General features: G+C 60.8%; 16 protein-coding genes. 4 read left to right on the top strand and 12 right to left on the bottom strand.

What is annotated here, in order from left to right; all coding sequences use genetic code 11:
* Positions 1–368 precede the first annotated feature (368 nt).
* Entirely contained in the window at positions 369–947 is a 579-nt protein-coding gene (locus tag ACMCNM_RS13115) for an NAD(P)H-dependent oxidoreductase (protein ID WP_186676384.1), read from the top strand.
* A gap of 165 nt (positions 948–1,112) precedes the next feature.
* Entirely contained in the window at positions 1,113–1,496 is a 384-nt protein-coding gene (locus ACMCNM_RS13110; RefSeq protein WP_186676940.1) for a MerR family transcriptional regulator, read from the top strand.
* 69 nt (positions 1,497–1,565) lie between these two features.
* Here ACMCNM_RS13110 and ACMCNM_RS13105 read toward each other — a convergent pair whose 3' ends face one another.
* From ACMCNM_RS13105 to ACMCNM_RS13055, 11 genes are all read right to left on the bottom strand, one after another.
* Positions 1,566–4,175, bottom strand: coding sequence for an efflux RND transporter permease subunit (locus ACMCNM_RS13105; RefSeq protein WP_412764529.1), 2,610 nt, complete (start codon positions 4,173–4,175; stop codon positions 1,566–1,568).
* A gap of 33 nt (positions 4,176–4,208) precedes the next feature.
* Positions 4,209–5,045, bottom strand: coding sequence for an outer membrane lipoprotein-sorting protein (locus ACMCNM_RS13100; RefSeq protein ID WP_412764528.1), 837 nt, complete (start codon positions 5,043–5,045; stop codon positions 4,209–4,211).
* Positions 5,046–5,095: 50 nt separating this feature from the next.
* A complete protein-coding gene (locus tag ACMCNM_RS13095; protein WP_412764527.1) occupies positions 5,096–6,379 on the bottom strand; it encodes a hypothetical protein in 1,284 nt (427 codons plus the stop codon).
* Positions 6,380–6,381: 2 nt separating this feature from the next.
* Positions 6,382–7,146, bottom strand: coding sequence for an SDR family NAD(P)-dependent oxidoreductase (locus ACMCNM_RS13090; RefSeq protein ID WP_186676361.1), 765 nt, complete (start codon positions 7,144–7,146; stop codon positions 6,382–6,384).
* A complete protein-coding gene (locus tag ACMCNM_RS13085; protein ID WP_412764526.1) occupies positions 7,143–7,880 on the bottom strand; it encodes an SDR family NAD(P)-dependent oxidoreductase in 738 nt (245 codons plus the stop codon). Before ACMCNM_RS13085 ends, ACMCNM_RS13090 begins: the two co-directional genes overlap by 4 nt.
* 9 nt (positions 7,881–7,889) lie before the next feature.
* Positions 7,890–10,760 carry an aminotransferase class III-fold pyridoxal phosphate-dependent enzyme gene (locus ACMCNM_RS13080; protein ID WP_412764525.1) on the bottom strand — a complete coding sequence of 957 codons (2,871 nt, stop codon included), beginning with the start codon at positions 10,758–10,760 and terminating at the stop codon, positions 7,890–7,892.
* Between the two features lie 44 nt (positions 10,761–10,804).
* Positions 10,805–12,010, bottom strand: coding sequence for a beta-ketoacyl synthase N-terminal-like domain-containing protein (locus ACMCNM_RS13075; protein ID WP_186676353.1), 1,206 nt, complete (start codon positions 12,008–12,010; stop codon positions 10,805–10,807).
* Positions 12,007–13,305 (bottom strand): beta-ketoacyl-[acyl-carrier-protein] synthase family protein, encoded by a 1,299-nt coding sequence (locus ACMCNM_RS13070; protein WP_186702726.1) that lies wholly within the window; start codon positions 13,303–13,305, stop codon positions 12,007–12,009. Before ACMCNM_RS13070 ends, ACMCNM_RS13075 begins: the two co-directional genes overlap by 4 nt.
* A complete protein-coding gene (locus ACMCNM_RS13065; protein WP_412765922.1) occupies positions 13,302–14,228 on the bottom strand; it encodes a beta-ketoacyl synthase in 927 nt (308 codons plus the stop codon). The genes ACMCNM_RS13070 and ACMCNM_RS13065 overlap by 4 nt, the downstream gene beginning before the upstream one ends.
* 157 nt (positions 14,229–14,385) lie before the next feature.
* On the bottom strand, positions 14,386–15,660 hold the full coding sequence (locus ACMCNM_RS13060; RefSeq protein WP_412764524.1) for a beta-ketoacyl-[acyl-carrier-protein] synthase family protein: 1,275 nt from the start codon (positions 15,658–15,660) through the stop codon (positions 14,386–14,388).
* An 11-nt stretch (positions 15,661–15,671) separates the two neighbouring features.
* Entirely contained in the window at positions 15,672–16,241 is a 570-nt protein-coding gene (locus ACMCNM_RS13055) for an acyl carrier protein (protein ID WP_412764523.1), read from the bottom strand.
* 175 nt (positions 16,242–16,416) lie between these two features.
* On the opposite strand from ACMCNM_RS13055, the gene ACMCNM_RS13050 reads away from it, so the two are divergent.
* A complete protein-coding gene (locus ACMCNM_RS13050) occupies positions 16,417–16,551 on the top strand; it encodes a hypothetical protein (protein ID WP_412764522.1) in 135 nt (44 codons plus the stop codon).
* Between the two features lie 203 nt (positions 16,552–16,754).
* Here the strand turns inward: ACMCNM_RS13050 and ACMCNM_RS13045 are convergent, their stop codons facing one another.
* A complete protein-coding gene (locus ACMCNM_RS13045) occupies positions 16,755–17,282 on the bottom strand; it encodes a cupin (protein WP_412764521.1) in 528 nt (175 codons plus the stop codon).
* A 157-nt stretch (positions 17,283–17,439) separates the two neighbouring features.
* Here ACMCNM_RS13045 and ACMCNM_RS13040 point away from each other — a divergent pair, with 157 nt between their 5' ends.
* Positions 17,440–19,227: a thiamine pyrophosphate-requiring protein gene (locus ACMCNM_RS13040; protein ID WP_412764520.1), complete on the top strand. Its 1,788-nt coding sequence runs from the start codon at positions 17,440–17,442 to the stop codon at positions 19,225–19,227.
* The last annotated feature ends 48 nt before the right edge of the window (positions 19,228–19,275 follow it).

Genomic DNA, 19,275 nt, shown 5'->3' with positions numbered 1-19,275 from the left:
CCCCTCGGTGCGTCCACTGTAATCCACTCGTAGCTGCTGTAAAAAAGCGTACATCTGGGGATACAAAACCAACTCCCCATTCATAACCTTTTGATTTATATGGATGTCCAAATTTTTTTTGGCGACCCTGACATTCTTTAGGGAAACTCCAAACAAGTCACCCAGCACCCGGCAACGGCTGACTTCTGGGCTTTCCCGCTGCGCGATCGCCACCCGTTAGTGTGGTGATCTGCGCCCGCTGATTCGACGGTTTGCCGGGTTACACCCGAGCGCTGCTGGACTGTTTGCCTCTACCGCTAACCGGCAAGGCTTGACTCTACCGTTAGGGGCAGACTTTACCCTTGGCACTTCATTATGTGGAGTTCGTCATGAAGAGCAAACGCATGCTCGTAATCCTCGGCCACCCTTCGAACGACAGCTTTTGCGGCGCTGTGTCCGAACGATATGTCGAGGCCGCCACGCAAGCAGGCCATGAGGTGCGCCTGCTGCGCCTGGACACCCTGGATTTCGATCCAGTCTTGCACGATGGCTATAACCAGATCCAGTTGCTTGAGCCCGATTTGATCGACGCACAGAACGACATTACCTGGGCCGAACACCTGACATTGGTGTACCCGATCTGGTGGGGCGGCATTCCGGCGTTGCTCAAGGGGTTTTTCGACCGCGTGTTTCTGCCAGGTTTTGCCTTCAAGTACCGCAAGGGCTCGCCCTTCCCGGATAAGCTGCTCAAGGGCCGCACGGCTCACCTTCTGGTGACCATGGACACGCCGCCGTGGTACTACCGGTGGGTGTATCGCATGCCGGGCCTGCACCAAATGCGCAAGACCACCCTAGAGTTCTGCGGCATAAAACCCCTGAAAACCCTGACCTTCGGTCCGGTATTGGGCTCCAAGCCGGAACAGCGTGAAGCCTGGCTCAAACAAGTCCAGGCAGTCGCCAGCCGCTGATCGGCCCGGTCGGGCCGTGCCCCTGCGCTGCGCAACCGAGCCTCCCTGCTGTGACACCTTGTTCAACTTGGCTTCCCCCCCCTTGACGCTTGTGCAAAGATGTCGCGCGCCTGCACGAGCGCGCGACATCTTTTCGCTTCTGATGCGTCAAAAAAAGGGATTTTCATGTACATCGGCAAAGCCGCCCAGCTGTCGGGCACCACCGTCAAAAGCATTCGACATTACGAAGAAATCGGCCTGTTGCCCCCTCCGCAACGCGAAGGCAAGTACCGCATCTACAGCCAGCAAAGCGTAGAGCTGCTGACCTTCATCAAATGCGCTCAGCAACTCGGTTTCAAGCTCAAGGAAATGCAGGCCATTCTGCAGGATCATCGCGGCCAGGAGCTGCCCTGGGATCTGGCCATGCAGGCCATCGATAACAAAAAGCAGGAATTGATGGGGCAGATCCAGGCCTTGCAGCAAGTGCATGACGGCTTGGTTGAGTTTGAGCTGAGCCTCAAAGATGCTCAGATGCAATGCCAGTTCGAACACTTGGCAAAAGCCCGCTGAATCCGCACCGCCGCCCCTGAACGGCCATGGCGCCCCGCGCCGTTTTCAGCACGCAGGCGCCCCGGCGATTTACCCTGGCACCGTCTCACCCCCCGGCTGCTCGCCCTCTTGCACGGCTGGCTGCGGCACAATCGAGGCAAAGAACCACGGCGAAATCAGCGTGACCAACAAAATGGTCATGAAGCCGCTGGATGACAGCGCCAGTATTACCAATACACCCAAGTCAATGACGGGTTTGTAGGCGGAGAACAGCAGCGCGACAAAGCCCATCGAGAAGATCACGACGTTGACCACCGTCGAGCGCCCGACGCCCTGCATGGCCGCCAGGATGGCCTCGTCGATCTCGATGCCCTTGTGCACCAGCATCTTGATCCGTGACAGCAGGTGAACGGCGTAATCCACGACGCCCACCACCAGGAACGTCACCAGTGTGGTACCGATGTTCAACTCGATATCCAACAGGTACATGCTGCCGTACACCGTCACCGACGTGGTGAGCAACGTCAGCATGCCGAGGATACCCAGGCGTACTGACTTGAGCCAGAACATCATCATCAAGGTCACGGCCAGCAACGCCAGCGAGAAGCTCAGCACCTGACCTTGGGTGATTTCCTGCAACACCCCGGTCCATATGTACGGCGTACCGGCATGGGTGACGTGCAGGTTGGCCGGTTTGTTGATGACCAGCCAGGCGTCCAGTTTATCGAGCATCGCCTGGTAATCGCCCGCCACAGAGGAGGTCATGGTAAACAGCGTCACCGCCTTCGAGTAATCGGCATTGAGCACGTTCTGCAAGTCGGTGCCGCCACCGTTCTCGAACATCATGATGTGTTGCTCGATGAGCGAGTTGCCGTCGACATCGAAGGTCTCCGGGTTCCCGTCATCATCGACCACCGTCACCTGCTCCACTGCCTGCGGCACCCGCAGGAAAGCAGGGTTCATGTCGTTGAGCACGAGGTTCATGCGCTTGATGTAGGTCGCCACCGAATAGGTGTAACTCACGTTCGGCTGGGCCTTGATGAACTGGTCCAGACGCTCGAGGAACTGCACGGTTTCAGTGGTCAGCGCGCCACGCGGAGTCTTGGTGTCGAAAGCGATCCAGCCCGGGGATGTACCCGCGACTCCGGCCCGGTTGATGAACTCGTCGGACATCCGCACCGGGCTGTCCTTCTTGAAGTAGGCAATGCCCGAGTCTTCGATATCTACCTTGAACGTGAACACCGTCATCATCGCCAACAACGGCAGGGTCACCAGCAATACAGGCTTGCGCCAGCGAATCAGCCAGGCACAGAACACCACCAGATAGTGGGAGATCAGCGACTCTTTGAGTTGCACTTTGCGCGGTACGGCATCTTTGCCCCAGATCGAAATCCACGCCGGAATCAGTAGCAACGAGATGATCAGCGCCGCGGTCAGGCCGATGGACATGAACACGCCAAAGTTGCGGATGCTGACAATGTTGTTGGTGGTGGAAATCAAGAACGTCGCAATAGTCGTGACCGTTGTCAGAACCACGGGCGTGACCATCAGGCGCTGGGTTTCACGGTTGGCTTCGCGGAACGACTTACCCGAATTGAGCTGTTCGTAATACTCGGCCATGACGTGGATCGCGTCGGCACAACAGATGGTGAACAGGAACACCGGCAAGACACTGGTGAGCAAGTCCATCGGCACACGCAGCAACGCCATCAGGCCAAGGGTCCAGATGGTGCAGAACAGGATATTGAACAGCGGCAGCACCACGCCAAGTGGTTTGCGAAAGAAGAAAACCAGCAGAGAGGTCACCAACAGGAACACGATCGGGAACAGCATCGCCAGGTCGTGATCGATGATTTCCTGCTGGGCCGCGATGAAGATCGGCATGCCGGCGATAAACACCTCATCGGTGAACTCCGGGTGAGCGGCCTGGTACTTCGCGATGATCTCACGGACCTGGTGATAGGCACGCAACTGGGCCTGAGCGTCGTCCTGTTTGGTGCCCAGTTCGGCGACGACCATGGCGACTTTCTTGTCCGCCGAGACGACGCCACCGACCATCTGCTCATTGCCCATGATCTGCGCTTCAACCTTGATCGGGTCCATATCCAGCGCGTGCAGGGTCTTGTGGATCCACAACTCGCCATCGGCACTCAAGCTGATGTTTTCCAAGTCAGCCATCGAGGCCATTTCCTGGATCGGGTTGAGCCGCTCGGCAAGAAAGCTCAGGAACTGCAGGTCATGGCTGTCCCAGTGCCGGGCAATCCCATGGTCGCGCAGCGCTTTGGCGGCAGCGTAATCGTTCTGCGAAAAACCCTCGGCGAGGATCTGCACCAGCAAACCCTGGGCATCAGGGTCGCCACTGTGGAGGCCGACGATGCGCTGCAGTTCGACACGGTCCTCATCGTTCGCCAGCATCAACCGGCGTATGGCCTGGGACAGCTCGAACTGGGCGTTCAGCGACGTGGTGTTGAAGACACTCTCCGGGTTGCTCAGCGCCACCATGACCGAGTCATACGTGCCGGTGAACTCACGCTGCAAATCAATGATCGTCTTGCGCGCCGGGTGAGTGTCCTTGAGCAGATACGGATTGGTGTCCGACATCAGCGCGCCGAGGGTGTAGGTGAAGTAGGCGGTGATCGCCACCAGTACGAACACAATTGCCCGCGCATAGCGCTCGACGAAGTTCAGGTATCTTTCCATGAATGAAGGTTCCAGATGAATCGAGAGCGGCGCTTAGCGGGCAGACACGGCGTATTCCGGCAAGTCGCCGGCTTTCAGCCCCCGCTTGATCGCGGTCTGCGTGAACAGGCGGTCGTCCAACGCGACGTTGTACTGCAACTGGTTGAAGCGCAGCTGAGAGCGCGTACCGGCGATGAAGTCCTCGGTTTCGCTGAGGGTAATGCTGTCGATCTGGTCGATGGTTTCAGTCTTAAGGGTGCGCATCTGCTTGAACATCACACCTTTTACATCGAAGAAGTCCTGGCGTAATACCAGTGAGTTCTTCTTATCAACCCAGACCTTGAGCTTGTTGTAGCCGGTCTTGGCCAGAACGGCAGGCGTCGCCGGCTCACGCTCGATCACGTAGCAATCGCGGCCCTGCAACTGCTCTTCGCCAACCAGCGTTTGGCGATAGTCTTCGGCGCGAATCTTGTCGAGGTCGGCATAGGAGTAGTCGCTACCCATGAACGCCCCGCGTTTGTCGGTGGTGGAAATCCTTCGGGTCTGTCGGCTGACCGGCAAATACATCCATTGGCTGTCTTCGAGGCCCAGGGCCTCGCGCGGGTTTTCGATGTGGAAGGCGACGTCACGCACATCACTCGGCGCGGAGAAATACATGGTGAATTTGTCGCTCTCCGGGTAATCCTTTTGCAGGTAGCTGAACTCGCGGATGCGGCTGTTACCTTGCTTGTCGATCAGGATCAGGGACACCTGGGACATGAAGCTCTTGCCGTCATCGCGGTCCCGGGCCTGGCGAATGATGTCGTCGGCCGTGCGTGTTTCAGCTGCCAGGGTGGCAGCGGCGCTCAGCAGCAGTGCGCTTACCGTCAGGGTCTTGAAGATGGGCAACATCGCGATTTCCTTTTCATTGTTTGAGTGGTTCGTACACCGCACCGGTGTGGTCAGAACAGATAACCGGCGGACAAGCGCACCTGGTCGCGGTTGGCGTACGCACCGAACTGGCGGTCGGGCTTGCCGAAGAACACATCGACTTCGAGCCCCAACTTGAGCCAGTCCACCGGTTTGTAGGTGAAGATCCCCTGAACGAAACTGTCGTCCTGCGCTGGCGGCGACATGCCGAAAACCAGACGGGTCTTGAGGCGATCCTGGAACTGCGAGCCTTCGGCAGACACGGTGAACAGGTCGTCGCGTTTGTCCTGGACCATACCGGGCTGCCAGTCGAGCAGCCGCTGATGTTGCCACTGCGTCGAGATCAGCCAGTCCCGCAATAGGTAATCGACGCCCAGCAGCGACTTGGTCATCGCCGTCTGGTCGCTGCCGTAAGCGCGGTAAGGATCGGTGACGCGCCAATTGTCGAAGTAGGCGACTTCACTGCGTACCACGATGCTGTGGCCGGCATCGATGGCCACACCGGCGCCGCCCATGGAATAGCGCGGGAATTGCCGTTCGAGGCGAATCAGGCCCTCTTCGGTCTGGCCTTCGACGGCGTAAACCGGGTCCTGTTGGCGGGCGTTGAGGGCAACGAAGCTGACATCCACCGTGCCGATCCGGCCGTTGGCACTGGCGCCGTAACCGAAGCCACTGTGACCGTCATAACCGGGCCGCGAATCGACCACAAACATCTGCGGATCGGGCGTGGCAAAGATCGGTGCATCGAACTCGCTGCCGACGGCCGGCGCCTGGTTTTTCACAAAATCAGTGATCACCAGCGCTTCCAGCTCCCACTCGGCGACCGGCTGCACTAGGCGAATCATCGGCACGGCGATGCGGCTGTCTTCCAACAGACCGATCACACCCTCGCGATAATCCAGCGGGTTGATCTGATCGAGCACCCGTAATTCATCTGCACGCCCCCACACCACTTGCTGCCAGCCCACCGTCAGCTCGCCGTCACCAACGTAGAGCCCCCAGTAAAGGTGCCGCCAATCGGCAGTTGCCCGGTAATCGTCCCGGGCTTGCGCGCTGTATGGGTTGTTGCCGTCATAACGGAAGTCGTAACGGGCTCGGCCCTTGGCCTTGTAGTAGCCGCTGTCCCAGGCATCCTCCAGGCTGAACTTGAGGTACACGGCCTTTTGCGTGACCTGGTCGTCACCGTGCAGACGCACGGCCGTGGCAACGCCGATCTCCGCTTCATGATGCTCCGGCAACCACTCGGCGATCGCCACTGGCGAGCCGAGGCTGACCAGCGCGGCCAAAAGGCCGCGGTTCAATTCCAGTCGAGCCATGGCTACATTCCCAACCCGGCACCGCCGTCGATCATCAGGCTTTGCGCCGTGACACCACTCGCTTGCGGGCTCGCCAGATAACGGACCATGGCCGCCACTTCGTCGCCCTGAATGAAGCGCCGCAGGGGCAACTTCTTCTTGGCATTGCGCAGGATTTGCTCGGGGGTGATCCCGGCGATGCGCGCTTGAGCCGCCAATTCGCCTTGCAGCATCGGTGTATCGATCCAGGCGGGCAGGATGGCATTGACGGTGATTCGCCGTGGCGCCAGGTCCAGCGCCAAGGCTTTGGTCATGCCGATGATGCCGTGCTTGGAGGCGCAGTAAGCGGTGTTGCGGACCTTGCCCGCTCGGCCGAGGATCGACGACATGTTGACGATCCGCCCACCATCCGCCATCAGTGGCAGGCACAACGAGGTGACGTAAAAGGTGCCGTTGAGGTTGATCGAAATTACCTTGTGCCAGTTGTCGAGGTCTTCGGGTTCGTTCTCGTCGCAGACCCCGGCGCTGTTGACCAGCACATCGACAAAGCCGACCCGGTTGGCCAGGCCCTTGAACAGCAGTTGCAGGCTGGCGAGATCGGCGATGTTCGCTTGATGGGTTTCGATGCGAGCGGCAAATTCGCCCTCGGTGACCCACCTCTGCAAGGTTGCCAGATCCCGATCAAGCAAGATCAAAAGGTGCTCGGCCTGGGCTGCAAAATTTTCCGCGACGGCGCGGCCAATACCATTGGCCGCGCCGGTAATCACAATCGTGCGTGCCTCGCTCATAGCATTTTCAATCCGCCGTTGACGGACAAGACTTCGCCCGTGACGTACAGGCCGCGCTCGGCCAGATACAGCACCGCGTCGGCAATTTCTTCAGGCCGGGCGAACCGTTTGATCAACAGCCGCGACTGGATTTCCTGCTCATGGGCGCCGACCAGGGCTTCGCTCATGTCGGTGCTGACGATGCCGGGCGCCACCGCGTTGACCCGGATGTTGCGCGGCGCCAACTCCACCGCCAGTGCGCGTGTCAATGCGTCTACACCACCTTTGGCGGCGGCGTAGTTGCTCTGGCCCTTACCGGGCTTTTGCGCGGCCACCGAACTGAGGTTGACGATGCACCCGCTGCGTTGGCGCATCATGCAGGGCAGCACCTGCTGACAGCACAACAACGTGCCGACCAGGTTGGTCTGGATGACCTCGGTGATGTCGCTCAACGATTGCGTGGCGAGCAAACCGTCACGGGTGACACCGGCGTTGTTGACCAACAAGTCGATACGCTCGAAACGTTGCTCGACCCGTTCAAAAAACGCCTGAATGCTCTGCGCATCCTTGACATCACACTGCACGGCCAGGCACTCCCGGCCGAGCCCTTCGACCTGCGCTTGCAAGGCAGCGGCCGACGCCTCGTCACGGACATAACTGAAGGCAACCTGATAACCCGCGCCGGCCAGGGCCAGCACGATGGACTTGCCAATGCCGCGGCTGCCGCCGGTCACGACAGCTATTTTCTGAACCATGACCGCTCCTTAAAGTGAGTTTTGAGTTTTGAATTGCGCGAGGGTGAAGCCGTGGGTCGCGGCGAGTGCGCGGACCTGCTGAACTTGCTCACGGCTGATATCGCCGTAGGAACCGTGCTGGCTCATGCCAGACAAGCCCATCAACACCGACTCGGCCATGCACGCATACAGCTGGCCTTTTTTCAGGTAGGCCCGCACGTTGGGCGCCAGGCCGTCGTCGAACGGCGTCTGGACGATGCCGCCGTGCATGTAGAGCACGTCTTCGCGTTGGCTCGGCAGGCCTTGATGGACGTTCAGCGGCACGGCGATATCGCAAATCACGCTGCGCTCGGCGAAATGTTCGGCACCGAGGAACGGCTGAGGCGCATTGGCAGCGCACAGGACGATCCGTGCGCCCTTGAGGGCGTCGAGATCGTTGGTGACTGTGATGAAGGCGTTCGCGCCAAGGCGCTCATCCACCAGACGGGCGATGTGCAAACCGAGGTCGGCTTTTTGTCCATGTGAGTGCAACAAGCCACGAAAACCTTCAAGGGTCAGCAGTCGCTGCGCCAACCGGTCGTGTTCGGCCGTGCCTTTGAGGATCGAACGGGCCGCGTCGGCGTAAATCTGTTGCGCAGTTTTCTCCAGGCGCCGAACCGAGCCGTCACGACCGCTGCCAATTAGAATCAGGTGATCGACGGTGGCGGACAGCACCGAAGCATAGGTCGACGCAACGTTACCGGCGGCACCGACAACGGCAGCAGTTTGCTCGCGCAGTGCCAGACCTTGCTGTACACAGCCTTGCTCGATGGCTTCGAGCCCCATGCCGATGGTCAGGGCATTGCCGGACGTCAACGCCATGTCGGCAATCTTCAGCGCTTGACAATTGTGGGTGACGATCGAGGTGTACATCCCGAGGCCGGCGATGTTGCAGCCATCGGCGCGGGCATCGGTGACACGTCTGCCGACTTCTTCGCGGATGCTGTCCAGGTCACCGCTGAGGATGTACTCGGCCATGGCATCCGAATCCATGCACAGCGGGTACAAGGTGAACTCCACCGCCATGCCGAGGCGCGACCGAATGATCACCGGGCCGACTGGCACAGCGCGGCGTTCAGGCTTGGTGCGGTTGATGAACGTGCGTTTTTGTTCCGGGCTCAGGGCTGCCAGCGAGGGATCGACGTCACCGAGGATATCGGCATCGATCAGGTGGTTGATGAACGCTACCCGAGCGACGACTTCGACCTTGGCATCGATGTTTTCAACGGGCTCGGCCACCCGAAAATCGTCCTGACGGGCTGGCGCGGCGTGAATCGAGTCCGCGCAGATACCCGCCGCCAACGGCAACGCATCGCCACGGCGCAGCATGTCGCAGACCCGTTGCAGGGCACCGATCAGCCCGTCGATTTCGCTCAAGGTGATACAGGCTGGCGGCTCCAGGCGAATCACGTTGGAATTGCTGCCTGACGGTGCTACCCGCAACGCTTCGAATTGCAACAGGTAACCGGCGATCAAGTAACCCAAGGCATCGTTGTACTGGGCCGACGCCTGTACCAGCGAGCTGCTGACACTCAAGTCGTGCAATTCCAAACCCACCAGCAAGCCACGCCCGCGCACATCGGCGATCACATCCGGATAGGCCATCTTCAGTTCATTGAGCGAGGCTTTGAGGTAGGCGCCCTTGGTACGTACGTCTTTGAGCATCGCGTCATCATTGGCGAACAACCGGCGCAATGCCGACAGCGCGATATGGCAGGACGGATCGTCCTCGGCGAAGGTCGAGCTGTGGATGTAGCTGAACTCGCCTTCGTAGTGGCTGCTGCGGATCACCGTCGCGGCGATCTTCATCAAGCCGCCGCCAAGGGCCTTGGACAGGCAGTAATAGTCGCCTTGCAGGTTGAACTGGCTGCTGGCAAGAAACGTCCCGGCGCGACCAAAACCCGACTGCACTTCATCGACCACCAGCGGGCATTGTTGCTCGTTACACAGCCTGCGCAGCCCCAGGTAGAACTCGGCCGCGAACTCGTTGATACCGCCTTCGCCCTGAATCGGTTCCATCAACACGGCGGTAATCGCACTGAACGGCAGTTGCAGCACGTTCAGGTGTTCGCCGTCCCATTGCAGACTCAACCAATGGTGCGTGTGCCGGGCCGGCAATTCCTGCAACTGATGGGGCTGCTGTGGGTCGATGAACTCGACGTTCAGACCAAAACGGGCAAACGGCGCGCGGTACTGACGGCCATAGGTCAGTTGCACGGTATTGACCAATTTGCCGTGGAAGCTGCCGCGTAGGGCGACGAATACCGGTTCGATGTGCAACTGCGCCAGGTTGTGTTGGCGAACGGCTTCAACCACCTGACGCAAGGTCACGCTGTTCAGGGTGGCCGGCAGGACACCCGCAGGCAGGTCGAGGTCGGCCACATCCAGCTCGCGGTAAGCGCGTTCGCTGGCGGTCAGGCTGGCCAGGGTGAAATCGATGTCGTCGAACTGCTTTTGCAGGCTCTTCTGGCGACGGAACTCCGCGTGCTTGACGGCAATTTCCACCGCCTCCGCGCCACTGTTGGAGAAAGTCGAAATATAACGTTCGGTGTTCTTCAGTTCGCGATTGAAGGCGTCGCTGAGCTCTCGCCCCAATTGCCCGGCCGCACCGCGGATCGACATTTGTGCGTTGAATGGCACGTCGCTGCGCAGCAGCGCACATAGCTGATCGACGAATTGTGGGTCGTTGTGGCCAAACAGTGCCGCACCGTAACCGCCGAGAAAGTCGGTGACCGTGACCATGTCGCCCTTGGGGTTGCGGTAGAACAACTGGCTACCGAGGGCGCGCTGAAACTCACACTCCAGGCCCAGTGCCTGGAGCAGGCCGACGAATTTGGGCCGAACGAAATCGCGATAATCCATGACAGTCATATCCCTTGACGATAAAAAAGAGGCGGTAGTCAGCGTCAGTCTTGAGTGACCTGTGCGCTGTAGAGCACTTGATAGGCGGCGCTGAATCCGTTGTCGTCACGGTTCAGCACCAGGCAATGCGCAAGGCTCGCGGCATGGGGCGCACCCCGAATAAACGGCAGGTTCGCCACTGGCTGCTGCAAACCGGCGATCGGCGGCACGCTTTGGGCCTGCAATGCGCAACGCGCAAGTATCAGATCCACCAGGCTCGGCGCCGCGCTGAGAATGCCGTTGATCGCCAACCCGCTGGTGATGTGGGAGGCGCGCGCAAGGGCCAGCGTCTGGCACAACACGCGGTCTTTGTGCGCATCGCCGGTGCCGCTGCACACCAACACATCGGTTGCGCTGTCGGGCAGGCTCAAGCGACCGAGGGTGGCATGGGCCGTCATGTCGGCGAGGCACGCCTGAGGACCGGCTGGCAGGTCTTCGCGCCGGCGCAGCACCAATGCTGCAGCGCCCTCCCCGGCAATGCCGCCGGTGCCCCGAAGGTCAAACGGCAGCAGAGTGTTCGAGCCGTTGGCGCTGATCACCCCCGCCTGGACCAACCCGGACAGCGCCAGGGCATCCAGCTCGCTGCCCGCACCGACAACGATTGCCGCGTCAATTCGGCCATCCTGCAAAGCGGCCGTAGCCTCACGCAAGGCTGCCAGGTTGCCGGCGACACCTTGCATATAGGCGTTGCACTCCCCCACCAGTTTCAGCGCCAGGCTGGTAACACCCAGCAAGCAGTTGCTCAAGCCTTTGAGCACCAGAAAAGGGTCCTGGGCACGGTCTTGCAGGATCCGTTTGGCGAACGCCGCCATGTCAGCGACGCCGTCTTGCCGACAGCCGAGCAACAACTCGGCATAGGATTCCAGAGACGGATGGGTGTAGCCGCCCTGACAGCAATACAAACCGAAACGGACATCCGGCTGTTCATTGGCCAGGCCTGCTTCTTCCAACGCCTGACGTACCGCGCTGACACCCCAGATCACTGCCGGCGTGCAGTAACGCTGAAGGTTTTGCGCAAGGTCTTGTCGGCTGCGTTGGTGGTCCTGATCCTGAATTTGGCCGAACGCCACCACCCGTTCGCTGCTGAACCGTCGGGCGTTCAGCGCCGTAATTGCACTGCGCCCTTCGTTCGCGGCCGCCCAGAAAGACTCGACACCCCAGCCGCTGGGCAACACGCAACCCGCACCGGCAATCGCGACCGCCTGTTTCATCGCGGCGCCTCCCGGTACTTGCCCAGCGCCAGTGAAGTGTTGAGGCCGCCGAAACCGAAGGAGTTGCTCAAGGCAACGTCGACCTTGCGCTTGACCGCTTGATGGGCGCAGTAGTCGAGGTCGCACTGTTCGTCGGCATCATGCAGGTTCAGGGTCGGCGTGACCCGATCATCCCGGCAGGCCAGGGCCGTGAGCATGAACTCCGGTGCTCCGGCGGCCGCAATCAAGTGGCCGAACTGGGACTTGTTGGCCGTCACCAGCAACCGCCGATAATGTTCGCGCTCGGCGAACAGGGTTTTGATCGCCAGGGTTTCGGCGGCATCGTTGAGGGGTGTCGACGTACCGTGGGCATTGATCAGATCGATCTGTTGCGGCTCCAGCCCGGCATCTGTCAGGGCCGCCTGCATCGCCAGCACCGCTCCCCGGCCCTGCGGGTCGGGTGCGGTGATTTTGTAGGCATCCAAGCTGCTGCCGAAACCCAGCACTTCGGCGTACGGCGTTGCCCCTCGGGCCAGCGCCCGTTCGAGGGTTTCGAGCACGACAAAACCACCGCCTTCACCCGCAATCAAGCCACTGCGATGGCGGTCGAACGGCCGACACAGTTCGGTGCCCCAACGCTGTTCGCTGCTGGCGGCGCCGAGCAGATACAGCGCGGTCATGGTGTCCAGGCTCAGCACCGAATCGGCGCCCCCGGCAATGGCCAGCTCGACCTCGCCGCGACGGATCATCTGGAATGCATTGCCGATGGCCTGGGAAGCGCCCGCGCAGGCGCTGCTGATATTGATCACCGGGCCTTCACTGCCGATGCCATCGGCAATCACCCGCGCAAGGCGGTCGTTGCTCTGACACAGTGAACTGTCAGGATCGACCTGCGCCTGTCGCGCCATCAATTGAGCCCAGGACGGCGCCTGCGCCGGGTCATCCGCCAGGCTGAGCAGCATGTCCTGCAAACGATGAGCAGGTGCGCCGGACGCTGACAATACCGCCGCGCCACGCAGCTGTTCGGGGCTCAGGCCACTGTCAGCAATGGCTTGGGTGGCCGCGACCCAACCAAAGCGGGTGCGTTTTTCCAGCGACAACCCCCAGGCCGGATGGTCTTTCAAGTGTGCCGGCATCAAGCCCATATCCACGGGCGCTGCGTAACGCACAGGGAACGCACCCGCCTCTACGCCTTCCGGTTGCCATGGCCGAATGCAATGTTCGCCGGCCAACATTCTTTGCCACATGGACTGCCACTCGAAACCGAAGCCGGTGACGGCGCCCATGCCCGTGATCACGATCCGTGTGGGGCTCATGGGTAACGCTCCATTGTCTCTGTGTCCGACGACGTTCTGGCCAGCAGCACCGCGCCCCAATGCCCGCCTCGGCTATGTTCGAGCAACAGCGTGTAACGGCTGCAGTCCAGTGCCCAGGTCACAGCGATTTCGCTGAGCAAGGCGCTGGCGCCCAAGTCACCTAGCAACGCCTTGGAGTGTTCGAGGGTGTGCCCCGATAGGGCAAACAACGCCGCAATCTGCGGATCCTGTGCATCGGCGACGACTTGCCCGACATCGCTGAGACACAGTTTTTCGTTCCTCAAAGCACGCTCAATGACGTCGCGACCAACCGCCAGTCCACGCACGGGTTGCGCGCTGTAACCACGGGCAAACCCGGCAATACGCAACACAGATTGAGCACCGCTGCCCGAGTGGGTCGTCAGCAACAGTGCCGCAGCACCTTCGCCGAAAACCCACGGGCTGGGGTTCACAGGTGGGTGAGTAGCTTCACGCAGGTACAACGCCGGGGTGATGTTCGGACTGCTACTGACGACGACGGCAGCATCGGCGCGGCCTTCGCTCAGATGGGCGGCGGCCTCCATCAAGGCATCCAGCCCCGCATTGCCCTGGGAGCAAAACCCGCCCATGGGCCCCTTGCAACCCAAGGCCTCAGCCACGTGGGCCATGACGCTGCTGTTGAGCATCATCAGCGCATGCAGGGGCGGTGTGTGGGCAAAGAATTGCGCCAACAGATCTGCCGGTTGTGCGCCAATGGCCTGCACTGCATCCCAGCACGAGCTGGGCCCATCCACTTCCGGAATGGCAGCGGTCAATGCAATCCGCTCGTCGGGCAAGTCCAGCCCACGCAAGGCTTCGGCGAGACGGCCGGCGCAATACAGCAGGCGCGCGCCCTGAGGCTCGAGGCTGCGGGACAATTTGCGGTCGTACACACCCGCCGGCAAGGCGGGCGCTGAGACACAATGGGCCAGGCGTGCCGGGTCGAAATCCAGCGGTTGCGCGGCCTGAGGTTGACTGTCACGAGACGCACATTCAGTACCGGCGGCGTTGAGTACCGACGCAGCGGTGATATAAACAGCGGTTGAATTGGATCTGGTCATGTCATGCCCTGCCCAGCACCAACGAACTGTTCACGCCACCAAACCCGAAGGAGTTGGAAAGCACGACATTGATCGGTTGCTGCAACGGTTCGCAAAGGAATTTCAACTCCGGAAATTCGGTTTTTTCCGGCTGAAAATTGAGGGTCGGCAAGGCCACGCCCAACTGGATACTCATCAACGACAGCACCGCCTCAATGGCACCACTGCTGGCCAACGAATGCCCTACGGCAGATTTGTTAGCGGTGAACGTCATCTGCTCCAGGGTTTCGCCGAAGACCTGCGCCAGGCCCAGGGCCTCACAACGGTCATTGGCCTGTGTCGACGTACCGTGAACATTCACATGGTCCACCGCCGCGCTGGTCAGTTCGGCATCGGCCAGGGCCGCCGTCATGCAGGCGGCATACTTGCTGCCGTCGCGGCTGCTGGAGGTGATTTTCTCTGCCTCGCACTGATTCGCGTAACCCAGCACCCGGCCCAGCGAACAGGCCTGACGACGCTCGGCATGCTCGCGGGATTCCAGCACCAACAGCGCCGCCCCTTCACTCAGCACAAAACCGCAGCGGTCCGGCATGAACGGCCGGCTCTGTTCTTGTGGGGAAAAGTCCGTTCGCTGGCAGAGTGCACCCAGCCCATCAAAGCTGTAGTAGGACAACTCATGGGCCATCAACTCCACTGCGCCACACAACGCCAGGTCGATCTCGCCACGGGCGATCGCTCGATAGGCGCTGCCGATGGCCATGGTGCCGGCGGCACAGGCATCGGAATGTGTGGAGATATGGTCACGTATACCCAGCCATTCGGCGAGATGGCGGGTTTGCTGATCAACCCGCCGGGCAAACGCCCCACCGCTGAGGGTGTGGTTATCCAGGTACTGGTCGAGATCGACCCGCCCCTGATCGTCCATGTAACGGCTGGCGTCCCGCAAATCACCGCTCACGCAGTGTTTGTTGGCCCCGACGAAAATACCGCTGGCGACTCGGGCAAATGCGCCGTCGGCCAACTCGGCATGGGCCAGCGCCTGATGGGCCACGTAATGCGCCAGCCATTCCTGGCGGGAGGTGGTCTGCAGGTCGCCCGGAAAGGCCGCCGCGATGACCTGCCATTGTTGCTCATCGATAAATCCGGCCGCCGGGTTTGCAAACCCCAGTTCGACAAACGCCGGGTGCTGGCGAATGCAGGAACGGTTTTCGCTGATCGTCGTGAACAGCGAGGCAGCATCCAGTGCCGTGGGAGCCACCAGGCCATAGCCGGTGACCAGAACCTCTCGGACCTGCATCAAGGCAACCCCTACGCCGAAGCCTTCAACTGGGTGGCCGCGTACTGCTCGACCAACAGACGCGAGATCGAGTCACCGTCCAGAGGGGTCAGGCGAGCACTGCAACCGCCACACACCACGTGTTTGCGTTCATTGAGTTGGGCATGAACCGCGCCACACTCAGGGCAGGTCTCGGGGAGGTAGTTGAAAACGTTATGGCATTGCTGCGCCCAGTTACGCACGGTGGTGGCCGAGAAGACATCGCCCGGCTGCATGCCCGCGTGCAACTGGCCCGGCGCATAAGCGCTGAGGCTCTGCTCCAGCAAGGCCACGCCGTCCTGCGTGATTCGGCCTTTTTCGACAAACCGGGTGGCGTCGCCGAACACCGCTACCGCGTGATCCAGCACGCTGGTTTTCGGCAAGGTGCAACCGTACTGACGGCCCAGCTGGAAGCTCAGGTCGACGATGTCCAGCGAGTCGGCGCTGAGGTCGTCAACGAGACTGCTGTGCTCTGCCACGTCGCCCTTATCCAACACCAGCAACTGCGCAAGAATCTCCTGTGTACTGCTGATAACGCTGTCCAATTCCAATGGATTGTTCATTGATTGCTTCCCTACAAAAGCCGCATTGAATGAATAAAGTCATCGGGCCAAAAAAGCTGTTTTCAGGCCAGATCTATCGAGGGCCGGGAGTCTAAAGTCTCCCCCTAAGGGGAGAGTCAACGTGCCATCATTGCTTTTTGTGAGAAATCCCGACGCGCCCTGAAACCTTTGATTCATGCAGCTCAATGGTGCTTGGAGAGGGATCGTAAACAGCAAGATCGAGCGGTTCGAGCACACCTCGCTGACCATCGACGAAGACCGCTACCTACGCCTGGTGGCCTATGCCAAGTTACTGGACCAAACGCCGTAGATTGGTGACGGTACCAACAGTGGCTCGGAAACCGGCGGTAATGGCTCTGGTGATAGCGGCACAGGCTCGGGCAGTGGAAGCAGCGGCTCGGCCGGTAGTGGATCAGGCTCAGGTTCCGGCCGTTAACTGAAATAGCCGATGGCGATGGGTGACTCGTTCATCGCCTATCTGGCGGCCCTGAGAGCGTTTCAGCGCAAGCCCCGTTAGCCGCGCACGTAACGCCAATGCGTCATCAATGCACCGCGCAGGCCACTGACTGGGTCTTGCTCAGGGCGCGGCACCATGGCGATGCGCGCCAGCGCGCGCGGGTGGGCGGCGCTGTCGGGCTGCTGGATGTCGTAGTCTTCCTGCCCGTGTGGATAGGCGCCGACCACCAGAAAGTCATCGCTGCATTGGATGCAGCGATGACCCGTGCCTGCCGGCAGCACCAGCACATCGCCGCACTCTACGCTGACGCTTTGCCCAGAGGCTCCGCCAAGCGTCAATCGGGCCTGCCCGCAAGCAATGCCCAGCGCCTCATGAGCGTTAGGGTGAAAGTGGTGATAATCGAAGATCCCGTCGCGCCACAGCGGGGTCCATTGGTGAGCCGCAAACAGTGCTTCGAAGGCACGGGCATTATCCACCGACGGATCAAGCTTCAGCCGATAGAACAGCACGGGAAAACGGCTGTTCGGCGTAGCGCCGTCGTCCTCGAAATACAACGCCTGCACGGCGGCATCTGCTGTGTTCATGAGCGTCACGATGCGCATCCTGATCGGTTGATGGGTTCAGGTTCGAACCCACCCGCTGTTGCCAAGTTCCAGCCGGCAGACGGGTGCGCATACCGTTGAAACTTTCCCGACACCTGCCAAGTCCAGACCCCTATCGATCACTAAACGGGAGCAGGTAATGACCGGCACGGTAGGCGACTTTCTGGTGGAGCGTTTGTATCAATGGGGCGTGCGGCGCATCTTCGGGTACCCCGGCGACGGCATCAATGGCGTGTTCGGCGCGCTGAGCCGGGCCAACGGCAAGATTGAATTCATCCAGGCCCGGCATGAGGAAATGGCCGCCTTCATGGCCAGCGCCCATGCCAAGTTCACCGGCGAGCTCGGTGTTTGCATCGCGACCTCCGGCCCGGGCGCCTCGCACTTACTGACCGGGCTGTACGATGCACGCATGGACCATCAGCCAGTGCTGGCCATCGTCGGTCAACAGGCCCGTGCAGCACTGGGCGGGCACTACCAGCAGGAGTTGGACCTGCTGTCGATGTTCAAGGATGTCGCCGGTGCCTTCGTCCAGCAGGCCTCTACGCCAGAGCAGGTGCGCCACCTGCTCGACTGTGCAGTGCGTACGGCCGTCGGCGAACGCCGGGTCACCGCTGTTATTCTGCCCAACGACTTGCAGGACCTGCCCTACAACGAGCCCCCGCGGGCTCACGGTACGGTGCATTCAGGCATCGGCTACAGCAAGCCGAGGGTATTGCCGTTCGACGAAGACCTGCAGCGCGCCGCCGCTGTACTCAACACCGGGCGCAAAGTGGCGATACTGGTGGGTGCCGGCGCCCTGCAGGCGACTGAGCAAGTAATGGCGGTCGCCGAACAACTCGGCGCTGGCGTGGCCAAAGCGCTGCTGGGCAAGGCTGTGCTACCGGATGATCTGCCGTGGGTCACCGGGTCGATCGGCTTGCTCGGCACCGAACCCAGTTATCAGCTGATGAGCGAATGCGACACCCTGCTAATGATCGGCTCCGGCTTCCCCTATTCCGAGTTTCTGCCCAAGGAAGGCCAGGCACGGGGCGTGCAGATCGACCTGCAACCCGACATGCTCAGCCTGCGCTACCCGATGGAGGTCAACCTGGTCGGCGATGCCAGCGAAACACTGCGCGCACTGTTGCCGTTACTTGAATACAAGACCGAACGGCGCTGGCGCGACAAGGTGCAGACCTGGCGTGCGCAGTGGGACAAGACCGTGGCCAAGCGCGCCCTGGTCAAGGCTGACCCGATCAACCCGCAACGTGTAGTGCATGAGCTGTCCCCTCGCCTGCCCGACCACGCCATCATCACCAGCGATTCCGGCTCCTGTGCCAACTGGTTTGCCCGCGACCTGCAGATTCGCCAGGGTATGCAGTGCTCGCTGTCCGGCGGCCTGGCTTGCATGGGCGCAGCCGTGCCTTATGCGATTGCTGCCAAGTTCGCCCACCCGCAACGGGCTGTGGTTGCCCTGGTGGGCGATGGGGCGATGCAGATGAACAACCTCGCCGAACTGATCACCGTGGCCAAGTACTGGCAACAGTGGGACACCCCACAATGGATTTGTGCTGTGTTCAACAATGAGGACCTCAATCAGGTGACGTGGGAGCAACGGGTCATGGAGGGCGACCCCAAGTTCGAAGCGTCGCAGTCGATCCCTGACGTGCCCTACCATTTGTTCGCTATTTCCATTGGCCTGCAAGGTATCTACGTAGACCGCGAAGAGGACGTTGCCGCTGCGTGGGAGCGCGCGCTGGCTGCGGATCGGCCGGTACTGATCGAGTTCAAGACCGACCCGAACGTGCCGCCCCTGCCACCGCACATCAAGCTGGAGCAAGCGAAGAAGTTTGCCAGTACCTTGCTCAAGGGCGACCCCGACCAGGCGGGCATCATCGTCCAGACAGCCAAGCAGGTGCTCGGCTCGGTGCTACCAGGCAAAAAGTGATGGGCACGTCGGCTAACCGGCTGAACGTTTGCTCAGCCGGCCAGGTCG

The sequence above is a fragment of the Pseudomonas sp. NGC7 genome (assembly GCF_047159675.1).
Taxonomy (GTDB): domain Bacteria; phylum Pseudomonadota; class Gammaproteobacteria; order Pseudomonadales; family Pseudomonadaceae; genus Aquipseudomonas; species Aquipseudomonas kermanshahensis.
This window is presented reverse-complemented; position numbering and strand designations above follow the sequence as displayed.